General features: G+C 72.4%; 17 protein-coding genes and 1 pseudogene. 10 read left to right on the top strand and 8 right to left on the bottom strand.

Annotated features, from left to right (window positions below):
- Positions 1-367: 367 nt before the first annotated feature.
- Together MFF06_RS13430 and MFF06_RS13425 are read right to left on the bottom strand one after the other, a co-directional pair.
- The gene (locus MFF06_RS13430) at positions 368-868 is read right to left on the bottom strand and encodes an ureidoglycolate lyase (protein WP_238204624.1); all 501 of its coding nucleotides are present in this window, start codon (positions 866-868) and stop codon (positions 368-370) included.
- Positions 865-1704 carry a bifunctional allantoicase/(S)-ureidoglycine aminohydrolase gene (locus MFF06_RS13425; protein WP_238204623.1) on the bottom strand — a complete coding sequence of 280 codons (840 nt, stop codon included), beginning with the start codon at positions 1702-1704 and terminating at the stop codon, positions 865-867. The genes MFF06_RS13430 and MFF06_RS13425 overlap by 4 nt, the downstream gene beginning before the upstream one ends.
- Before the next feature lie 147 nt (positions 1705-1851).
- On the opposite strand from MFF06_RS13425, the gene MFF06_RS13420 reads away from it, so the two are divergent.
- On the top strand, positions 1852-2781 hold the full coding sequence (locus MFF06_RS13420) for a LysR family transcriptional regulator (protein WP_238204622.1): 930 nt from the start codon (positions 1852-1854) through the stop codon (positions 2779-2781).
- Positions 2782-2832: 51 nt separating this feature from the next.
- On the opposite strand, the gene uraD is transcribed toward MFF06_RS13420, so the two are convergent.
- Genes uraD through MFF06_RS13405 form a run of 3 tightly spaced genes read right to left on the bottom strand, consistent with a single transcriptional unit; the run spans position 2833 to position 5584 of the window.
- The gene (gene uraD / locus MFF06_RS13415) at positions 2833-3345 is read right to left on the bottom strand and encodes a 2-oxo-4-hydroxy-4-carboxy-5-ureidoimidazoline decarboxylase (protein ID WP_238204621.1); all 513 of its coding nucleotides are present in this window, start codon (positions 3343-3345) and stop codon (positions 2833-2835) included.
- A gap of 15 nt (positions 3346-3360) precedes the next feature.
- Complete coding sequence (puuE, locus tag MFF06_RS13410; RefSeq protein WP_238204620.1) at positions 3361-4281, bottom strand: allantoinase PuuE; 921 nt, start codon at positions 4279-4281, stop codon at positions 3361-3363.
- Between the two features lie 34 nt (positions 4282-4315).
- Positions 4316-5584 (bottom strand): urate hydroxylase PuuD, encoded by a 1269-nt coding sequence (locus MFF06_RS13405; RefSeq protein ID WP_238204618.1) that lies wholly within the window; start codon positions 5582-5584, stop codon positions 4316-4318.
- Positions 5585-5867: 283 nt separating this feature from the next.
- Between MFF06_RS13405 and uraH the strand changes: the two genes are divergently transcribed.
- The 6 genes from uraH (at position 5868) to MFF06_RS13375 (ending at position 14242) form a co-directional block, all read left to right on the top strand.
- Entirely contained in the window at positions 5868-6221 is a 354-nt protein-coding gene (uraH, locus tag MFF06_RS13400) for a hydroxyisourate hydrolase (protein WP_238204617.1), read from the top strand.
- Positions 6222-6319: 98 nt separating this feature from the next.
- On the top strand, positions 6320-7321 hold the full coding sequence (locus MFF06_RS13395; RefSeq protein ID WP_238204616.1) for a DUF808 domain-containing protein: 1002 nt from the start codon (positions 6320-6322) through the stop codon (positions 7319-7321).
- Positions 7322-7859: 538 nt separating this feature from the next.
- Complete coding sequence (locus tag MFF06_RS13390) at positions 7860-9404, top strand: glucosamine inositolphosphorylceramide transferase family protein (protein WP_238204614.1); 1545 nt, start codon at positions 7860-7862, stop codon at positions 9402-9404.
- Between the two features lie 99 nt (positions 9405-9503).
- On the top strand, positions 9504-10700 hold the full coding sequence (locus tag MFF06_RS13385; RefSeq protein WP_238204613.1) for an FAD-dependent oxidoreductase: 1197 nt from the start codon (positions 9504-9506) through the stop codon (positions 10698-10700).
- A gap of 138 nt (positions 10701-10838) precedes the next feature.
- Complete coding sequence (locus MFF06_RS13380; RefSeq protein ID WP_238204611.1) at positions 10839-12956, top strand: GumC family protein; 2118 nt, start codon at positions 10839-10841, stop codon at positions 12954-12956.
- Entirely contained in the window at positions 12956-14242 is a 1287-nt protein-coding gene (locus tag MFF06_RS13375) for a VpsF family polysaccharide biosynthesis protein (RefSeq protein WP_238204609.1), read from the top strand. The genes MFF06_RS13380 and MFF06_RS13375 overlap by 1 nt, the downstream gene beginning before the upstream one ends.
- A 112-nt stretch (positions 14243-14354) precedes the next feature.
- Here MFF06_RS13375 and MFF06_RS13370 read toward each other — a convergent pair whose 3' ends face one another.
- A complete protein-coding gene (locus MFF06_RS13370) occupies positions 14355-15611 on the bottom strand; it encodes a glycoside hydrolase family 5 protein (RefSeq protein ID WP_238204607.1) in 1257 nt (418 codons plus the stop codon).
- Entirely contained in the window at positions 15608-16795 is a 1188-nt protein-coding gene (locus tag MFF06_RS13365) for a DUF1972 domain-containing protein (RefSeq protein WP_238204605.1), read from the bottom strand. Before MFF06_RS13365 ends, MFF06_RS13370 begins: the two co-directional genes overlap by 4 nt.
- Before the next feature lie 186 nt (positions 16796-16981).
- On the opposite strand from MFF06_RS13365, the gene MFF06_RS13360 reads away from it, so the two are divergent.
- The 3 genes from MFF06_RS13360 to MFF06_RS13350 are packed head-to-tail and all read left to right on the top strand — an operon-like array spanning position 16982 to position 20687.
- Positions 16982-18157, top strand: a complete 1176-nt coding sequence (locus MFF06_RS13360) for a glycosyltransferase family 4 protein (protein WP_238204603.1) — start codon at positions 16982-16984, stop codon at positions 18155-18157.
- On the top strand, positions 18154-19479 hold the full coding sequence (locus tag MFF06_RS13355) for an MATE family efflux transporter (RefSeq protein ID WP_238204600.1): 1326 nt from the start codon (positions 18154-18156) through the stop codon (positions 19477-19479). Before MFF06_RS13360 ends, MFF06_RS13355 begins: the two co-directional genes overlap by 4 nt.
- Positions 19476-20687, top strand: coding sequence for a GNAT family N-acetyltransferase (locus MFF06_RS13350; protein ID WP_238204598.1), 1212 nt, complete (start codon positions 19476-19478; stop codon positions 20685-20687). The genes MFF06_RS13355 and MFF06_RS13350 overlap by 4 nt, the downstream gene beginning before the upstream one ends.
- A gap of 356 nt (positions 20688-21043) precedes the next feature.
- Here the strand turns inward: MFF06_RS13350 and MFF06_RS13345 are convergent.
- Positions 21044-21331, bottom strand: a pseudogene (locus MFF06_RS13345) (ATPase, T2SS/T4P/T4SS family); the annotation flags it as partial.
- Positions 21332-22521: the final 1190 nt, after the last annotated feature.

Genomic DNA, 22521 nt, shown 5'->3' with positions numbered 1-22521 from the left:
CACCGAGGAAAAGAGCTTTCTGGCGGGCGTGGCGCTGCACGTGTTCTAGCTCTTCCTCGGGAAAACCTGGATCGTACGGCGGCCCCGTCTTGGCGAGAGAAGCAATCCAGGGCAGCGGGCCGTTTCCGACCATGGCGCATCCCTGGATTGCTTCGCTCCGCTCGCAAAGACGGAGGGGAAGCGACCCTTCCGGCCAGACACTGAGGTGCCGGAGCGCAGCGGAGGATTTGGAGGAGCCTTTCAGACGGCGCAGCGCTCTCTGGAGCCCTCCTTCGAGGCGGCTTCGCCGCACCTCAGGATGAGGGCGATGAAGGGGATGGCGGCATCTCGAACGAGCCCGGCCGGTCACGGCGCACCGCCGTGGACATCACCCGGGCAGCGAGACCGTCCAGGCCGCGTCGTAGGTGAACTCCTCGAGGTTCACCCCGCCGCCGGCGCGGTCCACCACGACGAAGTTCTGCCGCTCGCCGAGGGGCGTCAGCACGCCGTGCCACGTGTTGGGGGCGTAGCACACGCCCTGCCAGGGCGCCGTGAGGAAGGCCTGCGGCCGGCCCGGGCGGCCGTCCTGGTCGGGGCAGACGATCACGAGGAAGGGCGCGGCGTTCAGGGGGATGAAGGCCTGGGAGCCGAAGGGGTGACGCTCCACCAGGGAGAAGGCCAGCGGGACGGGATAGGGCGCGGCCTCCACGAGGCCGATTACGGCGCGGGCCTCCTCGCCGGAGACGCGGATCTCGGCGAGGTCGTGGTAGCGCAGGGCCATGCCGGCATTCATCGCGCGCGGCGCCACGCTCCGCGTGTCGATCACCGAGCCGAAGGGCGCGAAGACCTCCGCCGTCAGCGGGCGGGTGGTCAGCAGGCGGTCGCTCACCGGGCACCTCCCTGGAGGCGCAGGGCCGGGTGGCGGTTGACGTCCTTGTAGAGGAGGTAGCGGAAGGGTCCCGGCCCACCCGCGTAGCAGGCCTGGGGGCAGTAGGCGCGCAGCCACAGGAAGTCGCCCGCCTCGACCTCGACCCAGTCGCGGTTCAGCCGGTAGACGGCCTTGCCCTCGAGGATGAACAGACCGTGCTCCATGATGTGCGTCTCCTCGAAAGGAATCGAGGCACCGGGGCGCAGGGTCACGATGTTGACGTGCATGTCGTGGCGCAGGTCCTCCGGCGAGACGAAGCGGGTGGTCGCCCAGGCGCCCTCCGTGCCGACCATGCCCACGGGCTCCACCGCCGATTCGTGGGTGACGAAGGTGGTGGGCGCCTCCAGGCCCGGCACCGGCTCGAACACCTTGCGAACCCAGTGGAAGCGCAGGGGCGTCGCGCCGTCGTTGCGCAGGCTCCAGGCGGTGCCGGGGGCGAGGTAGGCGTAGCTGCCCGGCCGCAGGGGATGCGTGCCGCCCTCGGCCTCGAGGCTGCCCTGGCCGTCCACCACGAACAGCACGCCCTGCGCGGTCGGGTCGGGCTCGGGCTGCGCGCTGCCGCCGCCGGGGGCGACCTCCATGAGGTACTGGGCGAAGGTCTCCGCGAAGCCCGACAGGGGCCGGGCGAGGATCCAGGCCTTGGTGCCGGTCCAGAAGGGCAGCGCGCTGGTGACGATGTCGCTCATCACCCCGTGCGGGATCACGGCGTAGGCCTCGGTGAACACCGCACGGCCCGTCATCAGGGAGGTCTGGCCGGGAAGGCCGCCGCTCGGCGGATTGTAGGGGGAATGCGTCATGGCCCGATCCGAAGGAGATGCCGTCGGCGAGGGGCGGCGCGGCCCGCGCCGCCCCTCGCCGACAATGAGCCAGATTAGCGCCGGAAGACGCTGGATCTGCGGGGAAATTTCGTTGACACCTTCCGGCGAATTCTGAAGATCCCCGGGATGATTTCGCTGGAGAGCATCCGCATCTTCATGCGCTCGGCCGAGAGCGGCAGCTTCTCGGCGGCCGGGCGCTCGCTGCGCCTCTCGCCGTCGGTGATCAGCTACCGGATCCAGACCCTGGAGGAGCATCTCGGCTGCCTCCTGCTCACGCGGACCACCCGGCGCATGAGCCTCACCGAGGCGGGCCGCATCTTCTACGACCGCTGCCTCGACATCACCGCCGCCGTGGAGCAGGCGGAGAAGAGCGTGGAGACCGCGGGCGCCGCCCCGCGCGGCGTCCTGAAGGTCACGGCGCCCCTGGGCCTCGGCCGCCGGGTCGTGGCGCCCCTCGTGCCGCAGTTCCGCCGGAGGCACGGCGAGACGGACGTGCATCTGCGGCTGTCGGAGCATCTCCTCGATCTCGTGCAGGAGGCGGTGGACGTGGCGATCCGCCTGTCGCAGATGCGCGACTCGACCTTCACCCTGCGCAAGGTCGGCGAGATCGAGCGCGTGCTCTGCGCCGCGCCCTCCTATCTGGAGCGCCACCCGGCCCCCGCCGAGCCGGCGGACCTCTTGGAGCACGATTGCCTGCTCCTGCGCTTCCCCGGCTCCGAGCAGTTCCGCTGGACCCTCACCGCCGGCGAGGAAACCGTGACCCTGCCGGTCTCCGGCCATATCGACGCGGACGACGGCGACACCCTGACCGAATGGGCGCTGGCGGGGGAGGGCATCGTCCTGAAGCCGCTCTTCGAGGTCGCCGGTGCCATCGCCGAGGGGCGTCTGGTGCCCCTCCTGCAAGGCACGCCGCCGACCTCGGCGACGCTCGGCCTGCTGTACCCCTCGCGAAAGATGCTGTCGGCGCGGACCAAGACCTTCGTGGACATGGCGCACGAGGCGCTGCGGGCGCACGTGGCCGAGCAGCTCGCCCTGGTCGGCAAGCGGGCGGGCTGACGCTTCGCCCGCCCCGTCGCGCGCCGGGCGAAGCGAGGACGGCGAGACCGGTCAGGCCGGCTCGATCAACGCCTCCAGCCGCAGCGCCGCGATGCGCCCGACCTGCCGCAGGGCCTCTTCCCGCTCCGCGCCGGCCCCGTTCTGCAGCCGCTCCTCGAGGCGGGCGAGGATGGTCTCGCGGTCGAGGCCCTTCACGGCGATGATGAAGGGAAAGCCGAACGTCTCGGCATAGGCCCGGTTCAGCGCCTGGATCCGCTCCACCGTATCGGCCGGCGCCGTGAGCAGGCCGCTGCCGCTCTGCTCGCTCCGGGAATGGGCCGTCAGGTCGCCGCGCTGGGCGGCGCGGCCCGCGAGTTCCGGGTGGGCGCGCAGCAGAGCGAGTTGCCGCGCCTCCTCGGCGCCCGCGACGACCGCCTCCATCGCCCCGTGCAGGGCCGTTCGCGATGCGAAGGGCCGCTGCCCGGCGACGGCCTCCGCCACCCAGGGCGAGTGCTCGTAGATCTCGGCGAGCTTCGCGACGAAGGCGTCCCGCGGGAGCGCGTTCAGGTCGGACAGGGCGATCATCGGGACGGATGGCTCCTACAGGGGCGCGGGGTGATGCTCGGCCCAGTGCCGGGCGATGTCGATCCGCCGGGCGACCCAGACGTCGGGATGGGAGAGGACGTGGTCGAGGAAGCGCGCCAGGGCCGGCAGGCGCGCCGGGCGCCCGACGAGGCGGCAATGCAGCCCGATGGACAGCATCTTCGGGGCCTGCGCGCCCTCCGCGTAGAGGCAGTCGAAGGCGTCGCGCAGATGCGCGAAGAACTGTTCGCCGGAGGGGAATCCCCCCGGGATCGAGAAGCGCATGTCGTTGGTGTCGAGGGTGTAGGGCACCACGAGGTGCTCGCGTCCCCCCACCCGCACCCAGTAGGGCAGGTCGTCGGCGTAGCTGTCGGAATCGTAGAGGAAGCCGCCCTGCTCCACCACGAGGCGGCGGGTGTTGGGGCTGTCGCGGCCGGTGTACCAGCCGAGCAGCCTTTCCCCCGTCAGCCCCTGGATGGTCTCGACGGCGCGGGCGAGGTGCTCGCGCTCCACGTCCTCCGGAACGTCCTGGTAGGGCAGCCAGCGCCAGCCGTGCCCGGCGATCTCGTGCCCGTCCCGCAGGAAGGCCTCCGTGGCGGCGGGGTTGCGCGCCAGCGCCTGGGCCACGCCGAACACCGTCAGCGGCAGCCCGCGATCCCGGAAGAGCCGCAGCACCCGCCAGACGCCCGCCCGGGAGCCGTACTCGTACAGGCTCTCCATGCTCATGTGGCGGCTCGGGAAGGGCAGGGCGCCCGCGATCTCCGAGAGGAAGATTTCCGCGTGGGGGTCGCCGTCGAGGACGGAGCGCTCGCCGCCCTCCTCGTAGTTCAGCACGAACTGCACCGCGACGCGGGCACCGCCGGGCCAGCGGACGGCGGGGGGGGTTTCACCGTAGCCGAGGAAGTCCCGCGGCGGGTCGTCGGGGCGAGGGAAGGTCACGGGTGGGATCCTGGGCGGGTGGGAGGGACGGGCGTTACCGCGCGGCGAGCCAGCGGGCCAGCTCGTCCCGCTCCTCGGGCTGCATGTCGGTGATGTTGTTCGGCGGCATCGCGTGGGTGAGCACGGCCTGGATGCGGATGGCCGGGGCGAAGCGGGCCACGTGCTCCGGCGTGTCGAGCAGCACGCCCTTCGGCGCGGCGGCGAGGCCCGGCCAGAGGGGCTCGGACGCATGGCACATGGAGCAGCGCGTGCCGATCACGTTCATCACGGCCTCGTCGACGGGGAGGGCGGTCCGGGTCGTCCCCTGAGCCGCCGCCGGGGCCACGAGACTCGCGGTCTCGGTGGGCGAGGGGGAGGTCGCCTCCCGGTCCCCGAGGCCGACGCGCTCGCGCATCGCGGGGGAGGTCGCGACGCTGATCGCCACCGCCGCGGCGATGCAGGCGCTCGCCACGCCCCAGGTCCACCAGCGCTCGCCCCCGCCCGCGTTGCGCACATTGAAGAAGTGCCGGACCACGCCGCCCGCGATCACCACGAGGCCGACGATCATCCAGCTGAGGGACGAGGACCACGCCATCGGGTAATGGCCCGAGAGCATGAAGAACAGCACCGGCAGGGTCAGGTAGTTGTTGTGGGAGGAGCGGTTCTTGGCCTGCTTGCCCCAGGCCGGGTTCGGCACGCGCCCCGCCACCAGCTCCGCGATGGCCTTGCGCTGGTTGGGCATGATCACGAAGAAGACGTTGCCGGTCATCCAGGTGGCGATGACCGCGCCGGTGTGCAGCATCGCCGCCCGGCCGGAGAAGACCTGCTGGAAGCCGTAGGCGAAGGCGACCACGGTGGCGAAGACGGCGCTCGCCAGCACGAGGGGCCGGTTGGCCAGGGCCGACCGGTTCAATCCGTCGTAGATCAGCCAGCCTAGCGCCAGGGCGCCGATGCCGACGAGGGCGCCGGTGAGCGGCGTGATCGCCCGGACGGCGGGATCGATCAGGTAGAGGTCGGCCTGCCCGTAATAGACCCAGCAGAGCAGGAAGAAGCCCGAGAGCCAGGTCGAGTACGATTGCCATTTGTGCCAGATCAGGTGCTCCGGCATCCGGTCGGGCGCGACGAGGTACTTGCGCACTTGGTAGAAGCCGCCGCCGTGCACCTCCCAGGCCTCGCCGCCCTTGCCCGCCGGGATCGCGGGGATCGCGCGCAGGCTGGCATCGAGGTGCATGAAGTAGAACGACGCGCCGATCCAGGCGATCGCGGCGACGACGTGGGTCCATCGAATGAGGAACCCGCCCCATTCATGCAGAATCGGATCCATCAGACGCCTTCCTCCGCGTGTCGTCGGGCGGGACCGGATCCGGTCCGCCCGTCGGCCCATATTGTCGTCCGGGCCGCAGCAAATGGTGTGCCTCGAACCGGGCCCGGCGGCGAGCCGTCGCCGCGCCAAGCACCTTCAAAATCGTTTTGAAAATCGAGGGCGCTTTTCGGGTTGCCGGGGCGGGCCGCCCCATGCTCGTCTCGCGCATCGCCACCGGCCCGGCCGGCCTCCCCCCGGGTAGGGGCAGGGGCCGCGGGCGTCTCGTCAGTCGGACCTCGCCGCCATGGGCCACCTCTCCACACACGTCCTCGACACCGCCTCGGGCCGACCGGCGGCGGGGGTCGCGATCGAATTGCGGCGCTTGGCCGAGGACGGAACCGGGGTCACGCTCGCCACGGTGACGACCAATGCCGACGGGCGGACCGATGACGCCCTCCTGTCCGGCGACGCCCTGACGGTCGGCACCTACGAGCTCGTCTTCGCCGTGGGCGACTACTTCGCCCGCCTGGGCCACGGCGGCGAGCGGCCGTTCCTCGACCGGGTGCCGGTGCGCTTCGGCGTCTCCGATCCGGCCGCCAAGTACCATGTGCCGCTCCTCATCACCCCGTGGAGCTACTCCACCTACCGGGGCAGCTGAGGCGGCGCCCCGCGCGCGGGCCCAATCTTCGGGCAGAGAGGATCAAACGGCGCCGTGATACGTCTGTGTCTGGGTTTCCACGGCCGGGGGCAGGGTTTGTGAGTGTCGGACTGATCGCCCTTCTCGACGACGTCGCCTTCATGGTGAAGACGGCGGCGGCCTCCCTCGACGACGTGGCGGGCCAAGCGGCCAAGGCGGGCACCAAGGCGGCGGGCGTCGTCATCGACGATGCCGCCGTCACCCCGCGCTACGTCGTCGGGTTCGCCGCCGAGCGCGAATTGCCCATCGTCGGCAAGATCGCCCTCGGCTCCTTGAAGAACAAGCTCCTGTTCCTCCTGCCCGGCGCCCTCCTGCTCAGCGCCTTCGCCCCCTGGGCCATCACCCCGCTGCTGATGCTGGGCGGCGCCTACCTCTGCTACGAGGGGGCGGAGAAGGTCTACGAGGCGATCGTCCCCCACGAGGACCACGGGGAGGACGAGCAGCAGGCCGGTGCGGGCAACGCCAAAGCCTTCGAGGACCGCCGGGTGGCGAGCGCCATCAAGACCGATTTCATCCTGTCGGCCGAGATCATGGCGATCACCCTGGCCGCCCTGCCGGAGGGCAGCGTCGGGATGAAGGCGGCCGTGCTCGCCATCGTGGCCATCGGCATCACGGCGGGCGTCTACGGCGTCGTCGCACTGATCGTGAAGGCCGACGACGCGGGCCTCGCGATGGCGCGCAGCCAAGCCGGTCCGCCCTTCGGCCCCCTCCTGCGCGGCCTCGGGCGGGGCATCGTCAGGGGGATGCCGATCCTGCTCGGGATCCTGGCCGTCATCGGTACGGCGGCGATGATCTGGGTCGGCGGCGGCATCCTGATGCACGGGCTCGAGACCTACGGCGTCGCGGCGCCGGCCCACCTCGCCCACGAGGCGGCCGATTGGGCCGCGAATTGGGCCGGGCAGGCCCTGCCCTTCGCCAAGGGGGTCGTGGAATGGCTCGTCACCGCGCTCGCCTCCGGCCTGATCGGGCTGGTGGTCGGCGCCGTGCTGATCCCGCTGTCGGGCTTCGTCCTGGCGCCCGCGTGGCGGGGCCTCTCCCGCCTGTGGCGCCCGGCTTCCTGAGATCCTCGCCGGGAGGCCCTGTCTCCCCTCGAACTCCCTCATCCCGAGGCGCCGGAGCGGGGCGGGGGCCTCGAAGGAGGATTTCGGGGGTCGCGGAGCCCTCCTTCGAGGCGGCTTCGCCGCACCTCGGAGACTGGCCGAGAAGGTCCTGGTGGCCCGGTAAGCCCTCCTCGTCTTTGCGAGCGGAGCGAAGCAATCCAGGGATGCGCCACGGTCGGAAACGGCCCGTTGCCCTGGATTGCTTCGCTCCGCTCGCAAAGACGGAGGGGAAGCGACCTTTCCGGCCAGACACTCAGGAAGAGGGGGCGCGGTTGGAGCGACGACCTTTCCGGCCGGACACTCGGGATGAGGACGGGGACGGGAAAGCGCCGACTTAACGGTCGGACGCCGTGCGTGGAAACGGAACGATCGCGTGAACCTCCGCCACGGCGCACAGCATATTCGACCCGCTGAACCACCTCATCCCGCTGAAATCTTTACCCGGTCGGCCGATAGACTGCCGTCGAATGATCGCGACGGAATCAGGATCGGTCTGCCGATGCATGTGAGGCTTCGCCTGGACGGTCGCCATCCCCGCCGGTGGCATCGGGATCTCGTGCGCCGCCTCGGCGCGGCGGCGGACACCACCGTCGAGGTCGAGTTCGCCGCCTCCGGTCCCTCGGCGCTGCCGGGCAACGCCGAGACGCTCTTCACCCTCGAACGGCTGATCTTCGGCCTGCCCGCCCGCGCGGCCTCGGCGCCGCTGACGGCTTCGGAACGGGCGGGCCTGCCGGCCGTGACCGGCCGTGCGCCGGACCTGATCCTCGACTTCGCCGGCGACTTGGCCGGTAACTTGGCCGGCAACTTGGCCGGCAACCCGGACGGCGCCGCGGACCCCCGCACCTGGCATCTCCGCTACGACGGGCAGGACGGCGAGGCCGGGCTGCTTGCCTCGCTCCTCGCGGGGCGGGCGCCCTGGGCCACCGTCTCCGAGGGCGGCCGGGCCGTCGCCTCGGCCCGGCTCGGGACGGAGATGCAGGGGCGGGTGGCCACGGCCTTCGACGACGGGCTGGCCCACACCGTGACGCTGATCCTCGCCGCGCTGAAGGACGCCCCCGGCGCGGGGCCGAGCGGGGCGCGCCCCCCTGCCGCGCCGGTCCCCGACCTGTCCCCCGGCGCCCTGGCGAGGCGGGGAGGGCGGATGCTCGCCCAGTCCATCGTCCAGCGGCTCTACCGGCTCTGTTTCCGGGCGCCGCACTGGCGGGTCGGCTGGCGCCACCTCGACGGGCCGGGGGTCGTGGACCTCCAGGGGCATCCGCCCTCCGGCTGGGCCACGCTCCGCGACGACGGCCATCGCTTCTACGCCGACCCGTTCCCCCTCGCGCACGGGGGAACGACATGGCTCTTCGTCGAGGAGTTCCCCCACGCGACCCAGAAGGGCGTGATCTCCGCCGTCGCGATGGGCCGGGACGGACCGGTCGGGACGCCGCGCCCCGTCCTCGAGGAGGCGCACCACCTCTCCTACCCCTTCGTCTTCGCCCGCGACGGCGCGATCTGGATGGTGCCCGAGAGCAGCGCCGCCGGGACCATCGACCTGTACCGGGCCACGGCCTTCCCGGAGGGCTGGGAGAAGGTGGCCACCCTCGTCCAGGGGGTGGTGGCGAGCGACGCGACCCTGCTGGAGCAGGAGGGCCGGTGGTGGCTCTTCGCGACGGTGCGGGATGCCCCCGTGGGCGCGCCCCTCGGTCTCGGCTCCTACTCCGACGCCCTGCACCTGTGGTCCGCCCCCGATTTCCGGGGACCCTGGACGCCCCATGCCCGCAACCCCGTCCTCATCGACATCGCCTCCGCGCGCCCGGCCGGGGCCATCGTCCGCCGGGCGACGGGAGGCCTCGTCCGTCCGGTGCAGGATTGCACCGACGGCTACGGCCGCGCCCTCGGGCTGGCGCGGATCGACCGCCTCGACGACGGCGGCTTCGGCCAGACCGTCGAGACCGTGCTCCGCGCCGGGCCGGAATGGCCGGGCTCGCGGCTGCACACCCTGAACAGCGGCGGGGGGTTCGAGTTCATCGACGGCTCGGCCCGGGCGCCGCGGCTGCCCTGAACGGTCCGCTCGCCCGGTGCTGGCACCGCGATTGCGGTGCACGGGCGGTCCCGGTCGTCATGACCCAATTCGGGACAGGCTCAGGGCGGAGTATGAGACATGAACGTGGCGTGCCGAGGGGCGCGAACCTATGACGTAGCGGTGATCGGGGCCGGCGTCGCCGGCACGGTGACGGCAGCCAATCTCGCCCGGGCGGGGTACGGCGTCACACTCATCGATGCGCGGCGGGTGCACCCGCCCGAGTTCCGGGCCGAGAAGATCGGCCCCGAGCAGATGGCCCAGTTCCGGCGCCTCGGCGTCGATCGCAGCGTGCGGGCGATCGCGACGCCCGTCGATTCCATCGACGTCGTGCGCTACGGCCGCCTGCACGAGCGGGAGGCGCGGCGGGAGTACGGCTTCTCCTACGCCGCCCTGATCAACCGCCTGCGGGACGACCTGCCGGAGGGCCTCGACCTGACGATCGGGCGGGTCGACGACCTGGAGATCGGCCCCGGCCTCTCCACGGTGACGCTCGCGGACGGCACCCTCGTCCGTGCCCGGCTCCTGGTGATCGCCACCGGCCTCAACGATACCGTGCGCCGCAAGATCGGCCTGACCCGGACCCTCGTCAGCCGCCGTCATTCGCTGTCGATGGGCTTCGATCTCGGCACGCCGCCCGCGAGCTTCCCCTTCGAGGCGCTGACCTATTACGGCGAGGCGTCCGGCGACCGCGTCGCCTACCTGACCGTGTTTCCCATCGGGAACGAGATGCGGGCGAACCTCTTCGTCTATCGCGAGCCGGGCGAGGACTGGGTCCTGGCGTTCCGGTCCGACCCGCACGAGGAACTCGCCGCCCTGATGCCGCGCCTCTCGCGGCACTGCCCCCACTTCGCGATCAGCGGCCCCGTCGAGACCCGCTCCATGGATCTCATGCGGATCGAGGCGCCCGCCCGCGACGGGGCGGTGGTGATCGGCGACGCCTGCCAGACCACCTGCCCGATCCCCGGCAACGGGATCGGCAAGGTGCTGGTCGATGTCGAGCGGCTCCTCGCCCACGTGCCCGGATGGCTCGCCGCACCCCACGTGACCGGCGCGATGACGGCGGAGTTCTACGCCGACCCGGTCAAGGCGGCCTCCGACGCCCAGGCCCTGCGCACCAGCCTCTACGCCCGGTCCCTCGCCGTCGATGCGGGCGGGATCTGGCGCCTGCGGCGGCTGCGCAACACGGCCGCCCGCCACGCCCTCCACGGCCTCTACAGGGTAGGCCGTCGCCGGAAGCCGCAACTCTACGCCGAGGAAGAACACATCGCGATCTGATCCCGCGCTGCTTTCGCGCAGCAGATCTACCGATCGACGGGGATGCGTGCCCGGAACAGCAAATTCCTTAATACAATGTCTGGCATTCCGGGCATCGAGATTGCAACCTTCAGGACGAGAGGGCCTCGGAGTCTTATTGTGAACCACCAGTGGCTCAGCGTGGAACGCGGACCCCGCCAGGTCCCGTCCCAGGGCACGCCGGCACCCGCCGAGGTCCGGTCGTGGTCGCCCGACACCACCGCCGAGATGGGCGACCTCTGGCGCATCCTCGCCCGGCGCCGCCGGACGGTCTTCGCCGTGGCCGCGCTGGTCTCGCTCGCGGCCCTCGTCTACGTCGTCGCCGTGCCGCCGCTCTACACCGCGACCGCGCAGATCCTTGTGGATCCCCGCGACCGGCAGGTGGTGACGAACGACGTCAACCCGAGCGCCCTGGGCCCGGACGGCGGCGTCACCCAGGTGGAGAGCCAAGTCCGGCTCATCGAGTCGGACGTGGTCCTGTCCCGGGCGGTCCGGGCGGCCGACCTCACCGCCGATCCGGAATTCGGCGCGCCGGGCACGGGCCTCATCGCGCGGGCCGTCCGCCCCCTCCTCGACCTCGTCGGCCTCACGCGCCAGAGCGACGGCCCGTCGAAGGCGATCCGCCTGCTCCGGCGCAAGCTCGCGGTGAAGCGGGCGGACAAGGTCTTCGTCATCGACGTCATCGTCACGACGAACGGGGCCGAGAAATCCGCCCGGATCGTCAACGCCATCGCCGAGGCCTACCTCGCGGACCAATCCAATGCCCGCTCCGACGTGGCGCAGCGGGCGGCGGGCGAACTGGAGGCGCGGCTCAACGACCTGAAGGCCAACCTGACCCAGGCCGAGACGAAGCTGGAGCGCTTCAAGGCCGAGAACGGCCTCCTGTCTTCGTCGGGCCGGATCGTGGGCGAGCAGCAGCTCACCGACGGCAGCGTCCGCCTCACGGCGGCCCGCACCCGGGTCGCCGAGGCCCGCAGCCGCCTCGAGGCCCTGCGCGACGCCCGCGGCAAGATCGTCGACCGGGGCGCCCTGCCGGAGGCGATCCAGTCCTCGACCATCGACCGCCTGCGCTCGCAATACGCCGAACTCGCAAGCAAGGAGGCCGACCTGCGCACCCAGCTCGGCGACCGCCACCCCTTCGTCCGGGCCGCCCGGACGCAGCGGGACGAGGTGAAGCGCCTGATCGACCTCGAACTCGACCGGGTGGTGCAGGCGACGGAGGTCGAGTACCAGCGCGCCCTGTCCAACGAGCAGAGCCTGTCGGCCGACCTCGACACGATGAAGAACGAGCTGATCGAGCGGAGCAAGGCCGCCGTGCAGCTCCGGGAGCTGGAGCGCGAGGCCGACGCCGCCCGGTCCGTCTACAACGCCTTCCTGCTCCGGTCCCGCGAACTCGGCGAGCAGGCCGGCGTGAACCCCACCAACGCCCGCATCATCACCTGGGCCCGCGCGCCCGACGACAAGAGCTGGCCCCTCGGCTTCCTCATCCTCGGCGCCGGCCTCGCCTTCGGCCTCGGCGGCGGCGCGGGGCTGGCCTTCTTCCAGGAATACCGGCGGCCGACCGTGCTCTCCCGGCGGCAGTTCGAGCGGCTGCTCGGCATCCCGGTGCTCGCCCTGCTCCCCCCCGTCTCGCGCCGTCCCACCCGGGACGGGCCCGCCCCCGACACCGAGGTCTCGGTGGCCCTCGACACCCTGTTCGCCTACCACGAGGCCACCCATCGCGGGGACGCCCTCAGCCTGCTCATCGGCGGCCCGGCCTCGGAGACGAAGGCCAGCCGCGGGGCGATCGAGCAACTGGCCGCCGCCGCCACGGCGCGGGGCGAGCGCGTGCTGATCGTCGATGCCGTCCCCGGCGGCAAGGCGGCGGAGCCGGGCCTCCTCGAGATCCTGCGCGGCGACCGGCTGCTGGGCGCCACCGTCGTGGCCGATCCGGCCACGGGCGTGCGGCGCCTCGGCCTCGGCCGGGCCGGGCGGACCAGCCGCTCCTCGGTGGACGAGGACATGCTGCGGCAGTTCCTCAAGGAGAGCGGGCGCAGCTTCGACCTGATCCTGTTCGATTGCGCCGCGATCCGCAGCGCCCTGCGCCTCGGGCCCATCGTCTCGGCGGTGGACGGCATCCTCGTCGTCGCCCGGTGCGGGCAGACCTACCAGAGCGACCTGATCGACTTCGCCAAGTCGGTGGCCTCCATGCGGCGGGCGGTCAACGCCGCGCTGCTCTTCGACGGCCGGGCGGCCTGATGCTCGACAGGCTGCCGTCGGCGGCCTGGGCGCCGCCCGCGCCGCGCAGGCTCCTCCGCCTGCCCGCGAATGCCGGCCTGCTCGTCTGCGCCGTGCTGGTCCTCGGCGTCTCGGGCGGGCTCCTATGGACGCTCGGCATCAATTACGACGGGCTCACCGGCAGTCCGGTCCAGAAGCTCCACCCGGCGACCTACCTCGCCGCGATCCTGTTCGGCCTCGCGATGCTGCGCGCGGGCAACCCGGTCGCCCACGGGGCGCGGAGCTGCGCCCGCCATCCGGCGAGCGTCGCCCTGTTGGTGGCGAGCCTCGCCTACTTCCTCAACATCGTCCTGCGCGGCGCGCCGGGCATGGCGGGGGCCCTCGACACGTTCCTGCTGCCCGCCCTCGTGACGATCCTGATCGTCGATGCCGACGAGGAGACCCTGCGGCGCCTCGAATGGCTGACCCATGCCGTCATGACGGCCAACGCGGTGCTGGGCCTCGTGGAGTTCGCCACGGGGCAGCGCTTCTTCCCCTACCGGCTCGACGGCGCGATCTTCGAGACCGACACCCGCTCGGCGGCGCTCCAGGGGCATCCCCTCGGCAACGCCACCCTCACCGCCTGCTACGTGCTCGCGCTGCTCTCCGGAGGCGGGCGCCTTCCGGACTCCGTCCGCATCGGCTTCGTCCTCCTGCAATCGGCCGCCCTCGTGACGTTCGGCGGGCGCTCGGGGATCGTCATCACCCTGCTCCTCGGGGGCGGGCGGGTCGGCCTTCTCCTGTTCCGGGCCCTCGTGCGCAACCGGATCTCGCTGCCGGCGGCGATGCTCGCCGCCTTCGCCCTGCCCCTGGTGCCGCTGGCCGTGGCCGGGCTCGTGGCGGGGGGCTTCTTCGACTCGCTGGCGGGCCGGTTCGCGGCCGACGGCGGCAGCGCCAACGCCCGCGTGGAGATGTTCGCCCTCTTCGACCGCATCCCCCTGCGCGACCTGATCATCGGGCCGGACACGGCCCTGGTGGAGACCCTCCGGCGCATGAACGGGCTGGAATGGGGCATCGAGAACCCGATCATCCGCACGCTGCTCTACCAGGGCGCCGTCGTCACGGTGGTCCTGACGGTGACCACCGCCCTGTTCCTGCGGGAGGTGGCCCACCGCTGCCGGCCGGGCATCGCGCTGCCGATGATCGCCTTCCTGATCCTCATCAACACCTTCGAGAGTCTCGGCGGCAAGACGACCCTGCTCGCCAAGTTCGCGATCCTGCTGCTGGCGCTCTACCGGCCGCTCCCGCGCTGGGAGCGTGGCCGCTGAGGCCCCGCTCGTGCATCGATCCAGTCGGAAGCATTAGCCGAGACTGGAAGAATTGATGCGAAAACCATGAGCCAGGGCAGACACGCATGAACGAAGCGAGCGCGTCACTGCACTAGCCCGGATCCCCCAGGCCGAGCGCGGCGAGGAGTTCCCCGTCCCATCGCCCCGTCGCCGCATCGACGAGGCCGAACCCGTCGAAGAGGTTCCAGAGCGCCCAGCCGAAGCCGTGGGCCTCGGCGCTGCGGCGCACGTCGGACAGGTAGGCGAGGCGGTCGGCCCGGCCCGCGCCATGGTAACGGTCGTCCGTTCTCAGGGCCCCGAACTCGCCCATGACGATCCGTTCGGGTGCGATCGCGTGGCGCCGCGCCCACGCGCCCACCGCGTCGAGATAGTGGTCGATCCAGGCGCGGTCGGGGGAGCCCTCGAAGTATTCGGCGAGCTTGCGGCGGGTCAGGGCCTCGACCTCAGCCGACCCGGCGGCGGAGCGCGCGGTGTCGCGGCGCATCTGCCCATGCACGGCCGCCATCGTCCGATCGAGCGTGCCGGAGCGTGCCGGCCACGGGACGCCGGTGAGGTCGCGGTAGACCGGCTCGCCCATCCACGGCGCACCCTGATGGGTGAAGAGATACGGCTCGTAGAAGTGGAAGCCGTAGAGGAGGGGGGCGAAGCGTTCGAGCGTCGTCGGATCGAGGGCCGACAGGCCGGCGATCATGCCCCCGCAGGCCCCCGTGGCCAGGAGCGGCATCGTCGGCGCCTCCGCCCGGGCCGCCGCGAAGAGCCCCGCTTGGATGGCGTTCCACTCGGCGGCCCCGCAGGCCTGCGGCGGCTCGTTCACGGGTTCGAGCACGAGGCCGCCGTGGCGGCGGTAGCGCCCGGCGAGGTCCGCGACGAACGCCGTGTAGGCCCCGAGCAGGGGCGCGTCCCGGCGGCCGTAAAACGCATCCGGGTTGTAGACATGGGTCGCCCCATTCGCCTGGACGTTGAGGACGAGGGCGAGGTCGGCGGCCCGCACGGCCTCGACCGCCCGGTCGAGCTCGTCCCTCAGCGCGAGCCGGTTCGTCCCGGTGAGGGCCACGAAGGGGCCGGGATCGAGGGGCAGGCGGACGAAATCGAACCCCGCCGCCCTGAGCCGCCGCAGGTCGTCCCGCGTCGGCACGGGCCTGTCGGTCTGGAAGGCGGGCCAGCCGTAGTCGCGGCTCGGCGGCGGGAACTCGCGGGTGAGGGAGAACCACGGCCAGAGGCTGATGCCCCGCCGCAGCGACGGCACCACCGGGGCGGCACGCGCCGGGCGGGCGCTGCCCGAACCGAGGGCGGCGAGGCCGCCGAGGCATCCGGCCCGGAGGAGGCCGCGCCGCGAGGGCGCGTTCAACCCGCCGTTCCCGTGGGCCGGCCCTCGGCCGTCGCCTGGCGCAGCCGCGCGGCGGCGCCCGCCCGCGCGGCGCCCCCGTGGAGGGCGGTCAACTCGCTCTCGTACTGGGCCAGGATGTCGTCCCAGGCGAAGCGCCGGGCCTGGATCCGGGCCTCCTCCCGGGCGCGCCGCACGAGGCCGTCGTCGGCCAGATGCTCCTCGATCCGGCGCTCGCACGCGTCCGCATCCGCGAAATACGCCTGGCCGCCGCCCGCCGTCCCGCGGTTGAACGGGTTGTCGTGGGCGATGACCGGCGACCCCGCCCAGAGCGCCTCGACGAGGGACGGGTTCGTCCCGCCCACGGTGTGGCCGTGCATGTAGGCGCGGGCATGGAAGCGCAGGGCCGCGATCCTGTCCTGCTCGTAGATCCCGCCGGGGAAGATCACCTCGCCGCTCGCCGCCTCCCGCACCGCGCGGTGGTAGGGGATCCGGTCGTCGAGGGTGCCGAGCACCACGAGGGTCATGCCCCGCCGGCGGCGCGAGAACGCCTCCACGATCGTCAGGATGTTGTTGTCGGGCTCGATCCGGGCGATCGACACCATGTAGCGGTCCGGCTCCAGGCCCAGGGCGCGGACCGGTGCCTCGGGCGCGGCCGTCACGGGGTCGCCGCCGTAGGGAATGGTGACGATGGCCCGCCGGGGCCGCCGGGTCGCGAGGTGGTCGGCGATGGCGGGGTGATCGGCCACCAGGCGGTGCGACGACCACGCCGCGATCCACTCGTTGACCCAGAACCACGCGCGGACCGCCGGGCTCCATTTCGGCCGCCGCCACTCGATGCCGTCCATGTTCGTCAGGATCGGCCGGCGGAACAGGCGCAGGATCGGCAGGAACAGCGCGCTATTGTAGCCCAGGACGAGGCACACCCCGTCCCGGCGCGCCGCGTCCCACACGCACTGGAGGTCGAATTCGAGGGTCGCCCGCGGGCCGGTGGAGGCCACCTCGACCTCGATCAGCTCGATGCCCTGCCAGAACCGGGACGTGATCCGGTCGGTCACGCGGTCGACCTCCTTCTGGCAGTAGACCTTCACGTTCCAGCGTCCGGCGAGATACAGCGCCAGCTTCTCCGCGAAGGTCTCGAAGCCCCCGTGGTTGGCCGGAATGCCGCGCGTGCCGAGGATGAGGAGTGTGGGACGCCCGTTGCTCACCGTTCTCTGTCCTTAGGTCACGAGGGATCCGATCCGGGACGCTTTCCCAAAATCTAACATCGGCGGAAATTTTTTACTGCTTTGGAGCACATCATCCGACCGCAATGATGTATTAGCAAGCGGCAAGCCACGGCACCGCGCTTGCATTATGGCCCGATGTCTATTGTTTCGGTCCCGCAGGGAAACATGAATCACAGGGCGACCCGGATCACCTGCGTCCACCAGGGCTGCGAGCTGTACGGATCCGACCGGAGCTTCATCGAGAGCGTGCGCGTCCTGCGGGAGCGCTTCCCGGAGGCGGACATCGACGTCGTGCTGCCGGGCGACGGACCCATCGTCGGGGCGCTGGAGCCCTACGCCTCGTCCATCGCGATCGAGCCGCTGTGGATCCTGCGCCGCCGCCACTTGCCGCGGCTGATGACGCTCGGCCTCGCGACCCTGCCGCTGGCGGTGGCCCGGGCCCTCCGGCGGATCCGGCGCAGCGACGTGGTCTACGTCAACACCTGCGTCGTCACCGATTACCTCCTCGCCGCCGGCCTCGACCGGCGGCGCACCCTGGCGCATCTCCACGAGATCGCGGAGGGCCCGGTGGCCCTCGGCCTGCGCCTGCTGGTCCGCCTGAGCGGCGCCCGGCTGATCTTCAACTCGCGGGCCACCCAGGCCGCCTTCGCGATCCCCGCCCCGCGCCCGCAGACCGTCATCTACAACGGCATCGCCGATCCCGGCCCGGCGAAGACCGCCGCCTATGACGGGAGCCGCCCCCTGCGGGTGCTGATGCTCGGCCGGATCAGCCGGATCAAGGGGCAGGACGTGCTGGTCGAGGCCTTGAGCCGCCTGCCCGACGCCGTGCGGTCGCGGATCGCGGTGCGGATCGTCGGCAACGCCTTCGAGGACGAGGCGCGGGAGGCGGCCCTGGCCGCCGCGATCGAGGCGGCGGGCCTCTCTGGCCAGGTGCGTCTCCTGCCCTTCATCCCCGACCCCTCCGCGCATTTCGCCTGGGCCGATATCGTGGTCGTCCCCTCGCGGCTGCCGGAATCCCTCGGGCGCGTGGCGATCGAGGGGATGGCCCACGGGGTGCCGCCCCTCGTCTCCGACATCGGCGGCCTGCCGGAGGTGGTGGCGGACGGGGAGACCGGCTGGACCGTGCCGCCGGGCGATGCCGCCGCGCTCGGCGAGGCCCTGGCGCGGATCGTGACCGCGCCGGATGCCTGGGCGTCGTTCCCGGCCGCGGGGCGCCGCCGCTACGAGCGCCTGTTCGGGCAGGAGGCCTGCGGCGACGCCCTGGCCGCGGAGTTCGGCCGCGTCCTGTCCGGCCCCGGCACCGCGGTCCCGGCCACGCTCTCGACGGCGGCGACGCGATGAGCCCGAACCGCGGACGCCTCGCCCGATTCGCCGTGACGCTGCTGGGCGAGGTCGTCCAGAGCGGGTTCCACTTCGCCCTGAACATCCTGCTCGTGCGCTCCCTGTCGCAGCACGATTACGGCGTCTTCGCCATCGTCTTCCTGGCCGGCGGCCTCGCCCTCACCTACGTGCGGGCGCTGGCCGGCGTGCCGATCTCGACCTTCCTGCCCGCGCACCGCGACCGCCGGGCGGGCCGGGCCATCGACGTGACCTTCGGCACGGGCGCGCTCACCGTCTCGGCGGTGGTCGGCCTCGGGATCGCGGGGTTCCTGGTGGTGGCCGACACCGTGAACCCGGTGGCGGGCGGCGCCTTCGTGATGCTGTGGTGCCTGCGCAGCTACCTGCGCCTCGCGCTCTACGCCAAGAACCTCGCCGGGTTCGCCACGGCGAGCGACGTCACCTTCGCCCTCAGCGGGACGGCCCTGGCGTTCCTCCTCGTCCACGGGGACGACGCCGCGCGGACCGACGGCGTGTTCGTCGCCCTGGCCTGCGCGCACGCGGTGGGCATCGCCACGGCGCTGCTGGCCCTGCGCGAGCCGATCCGCCTCAGCCTGAAAGCCTCCTCCTGGCGGCGCTACCACGCCATCCGGCGCGAACTCGGCTGGTCCCTCGTCGGCGTCACGACGACGAACCTGCAGGGGCAGGGCCAGACCCTGGCCATGGCCCTGCTCCTGGGCCCCGACGCCTACGCGCCGATCGCCGCCGCCCTGATCCTGTTCGCCCCCCTGCGGCTCGGCGCGGCGGCCCTCGTCAACATGACCCAGCCCGAGATGGGCGCGCAGATCGGCCGCGGCGACCGGCGGGGCGCGATCCGGCTCGCCAGCCTGACGGCGGGCCTGCTCCTCGTCGGTTGCACCGCCTACGGCGTGGTCCTCCTCGCCGCGATGCCGCTGATCGAGACGCACTTCTTCGCCGCCCGGTTTTCGGGCCAGGATTTCGGGTTGATCGTCCTCGTCCTCTGGGCCGTCGTGACCGTCTCGCTCACCTACGCGCCCCTGCGGGTCCTCCTGGAGATCGCCCAGGAGTTCCGGTTCCTCGCGGCCCTGTCCGCCGTCGCGGCGGTGGCGGGGCTGGCGATGGTCTGCGGCCTGCTCCTCACGGTGCCGCCCGCATGGTCGCTCCTCGGGCTCCTCGTGTCGGAGCTCCTCATCCTGTTCGGCTGCGCCGCCGTCCTTCGTCCCGGCCGGGCGGGCGCGGAGCGCCCCTCCGTGCATGTCCCTCCGTCGTGCCCTCCGCCACCCCTCGCGGCCCCGACCCCCCGCGTGACCCGAGCCCACCCATGAGCCTCGCCACCGCCCTCGCCGAACCCCGCACCCCCGCCCGGGCCGCCCCCCGGTTCCGGGCGAGGCGCCTCGCCTCCCTCGACGCCGCCGCCGCGGCCTGGGCCGACCTCGCCGCGCGGGGCACGCTCACGGCCTATCAGCGGTTCGACTGGATCGCCGGGGTCCTCGCCCATCTCGCCGGGCCGTCGCGCGCCGAGCCGGTCTTCATCGAGGTCAGCGAGGGGGAGACCGGCCGGGTCGTCGCCCTCGTGCCGATGGCGCGCCTCCGCCGCCGGGGGCTGCGCACCCTCACCTGGCTCGACCTGGGGGTCTGCGACTACGCCGCCCCCGCCCTCGCGGCGGGCGTGACCTTCGGTGCCGCGGAGGCGGCGGCCTTCTGGAAGGCCGTCCGCGCGGCCCTTCCGCCGGCGGACCTCGTCCGGATCGAGCGGATCCCCGCCACGGTCGGAGCCCGCGCCGGCGCCGGCGCCGATCCCGTGCCGAACCCCCTGGCCCTCCTGCCCGCCGCCCGTCCGATGGCGATGCAGGCCTCGGGCGTGGCCATCGACGGCGATCCCGCCACGCTGCTGGCCCGGCTGTGCCGCCCGAGCACCCTCAAGGATCTCGGCAAGCAGCGGCGGCGCCTCGAACGCGCGGGCGCCGTGCGCGTCACCCGCGCCGACACGCCGGAGGCGGTCGAGGACCTGTTCCAGGCCCTCGTCGTCCAGCGCCGGACGCGGTTCGCCGCGATGGGCCGGTTCGATCTTTTGGCGCGCCCCGAGGTCCAGGCCTTCTACCGCGACGCGGCGCAGGCCGGCCTCGCGGGCGGCCCGGCCCGCCTCCTCGGCCTCGCGGTGGACGGGGAGTGGATCGCGGCCGCCTATTGCCTCGTCCACGGGGGCGTCTTCCACGGCATCCTTCTGACGACGACGAGCGACGAGCGCTGGCGCAACGCCTCGCCCGGCGCGCAGATCGTGACCGAATGCCTCCGCTGGGCCCGGGAGGAGGGCCTGCACTACTTCGACTTCACCGTCGGCAACCACGCCTACAAGCACGATTTCGGCGTGGAGACCGGAGACCTTTGGACGATCCGCCGAGCCCTGACCCCCCAGGGCTTCGCCGTCCTCGCCGCGCTGCGCGCCGGAGACGCCCTGATGGCCGCCCTCGACGCCCGTCCGGCGCTCCGCGCCCGCCTGCAGAGGATCCGCCGGGCGATCCGGAAGCTCTGAGGGGGCCCGCCGCGTCGGTTGCTGGCGACGTCCGCGCCCTCGCCGGAGCCGCCGACCTTGCTGTCGCTGCCGAGGGAGTTGACCTCGTAGGGCGTCCCGCCGCGGCCCGGCTCGTCGCGGCGGCCCTCGCCTTCGGCCTCCAGTGGGGCCTGCGGGCGCTCCATACCCGCCTGCGCGGCCGGATCGGGCACGGGCTCGGCGGCGTGAAGTTCGTCGCCGCCGCCACCGCCCGGATCGGCCTCGCCCGGGTGCCCGTGCCGATCATCGTCGCCAGCCTCGCGGCGCCGGCGGTGATCGCCGTCGCCGGTCTCGCCGACCATCACCACGTCCGGGTCCTGGCGCAGGATCGAGCGGAGCGCGGCGGCGAAGTCGAGGCCGATGCCGGCATGGGCCTGGACCTGGTTGATCCCGGCCATGCGGTACTCCACCGGATCCTCGGCGGTGACCACTTTGATTTGCGGCCCGTCGAGGCGCGTCAGCGCCGCGTAGAGCGTGGTGGTCTTGCCCGAGCCGGTCGGCCCGGTGACGAGGACGAGGCCGTTCGGACGGCCCGTCATCGCCTCGATCCGGGCGATGGCCGGGGCGTCGACGCCGAGGCCGGTGGGGCCGTCCACCCGGCGCGAGCCGTCGAGGAGGCGCAGCACCACGCTCTCGCCTTGGGCGGTGGGCAGCGTCGAGACGCGGATATCGACCTCCTAGCCCCGGTCCGGCGCCTTCATGCGCCCGTCCTGGGGCAGGCGCCGCTCCGCGATGTCGAGCCCCGCCTGGATCTCGATGCGGGTGGTCAGCGCCAGTTGCAACGACTTTCGCCAGCCGCTCCGCCTCGATCAGCACGCCGTCGATCCGGTAGCGCACCCGCATGTCGGCCTCCTCGGCCTCGAGGTGGATGTCGGAGGCCGGAGAGTTCGAAGGCCCTGCGCACGAGGCGGGCGGCGAGCCGCAGGATCGGCGCGCCTGGCTCGCCACGTCCTGCAAACGGGCGAGGTCGTCATCCACCGGGCCGTCCTCCTCCGGAGGCGCGTCGCAGTAGACCGTCCGGTGCAGGCGCTCGAAATGGTTCGGACCCACGAAGCGACGGGCGACGGGCCGGTCGGCCAGGTGCGCGAGCGCCTCGGCGATCTCGCGATCGAAGGAATCGACCACCGCCACGGCCAGCTCCCCAGGCGCCGCCGCCGCCGAGGCCCGCCTCCTGAAGGCCCGCCCCTTGCAAGCCAGCCTTTCGCAAGCCCGCCCCTCGGAGCTCCGCCGCGCCCGAGCCCTGGCCGAAGCCGCGGCCGGGCCCCTGGCCCGGGGCCGTCCCACCGCCGAGCGGGGCGATCCCGGCGAGGCCGCCACGATCCCCTGAAGGACGGCCGCGGGTTCCTTGGCCGAGCGGGTCTGGATCCGGTACACGAAGAGCTGCCGCTCCCGGTCGGCGGCGAGGGTCCCCAGCTCGGACAGCCAGACGCGGGCGCGGTCGAGAGGGGCGGCCCGCGAGCTGACCACGAGCACGGCGCTCAGCGCCTCGTTGGGCACACTGCAAATAAATCACCAGAAAACAACGATCATAATAAAATTATGATCAGTCTTACGACAATTCAAATCGTCCAACAGTCATCAATTGGCGTCGTCCCCGTGCGACCGCCCGAAGACAACCCATGATGGGCATACCTCGCTGATGGCCCGGCGGATCGACCGGCCCCGGTCCGGCCGATGGCGCGACGGAGGCCGATGGCCGGGGCCGGGACTCCGTCCCCGCCGCCCGAACCGCCGGGGCGGCACCCTTCGGTTGACTCGGGTTGGGAATTCGCGATTCTAACGGCGGTCCTCACAGACGGATCGACCGCGCCCGGCG

Origin of the sequence: Methylobacterium aerolatum (genome assembly GCF_022179085.1) — a bacterium.
Classification (GTDB): Bacteria; Pseudomonadota; Alphaproteobacteria; order Rhizobiales; family Beijerinckiaceae; genus Methylobacterium; species Methylobacterium aerolatum.
Note: the sequence above shows the minus strand (reverse complement) of the source record. Positions and strands in the feature narration are given on the sequence as shown.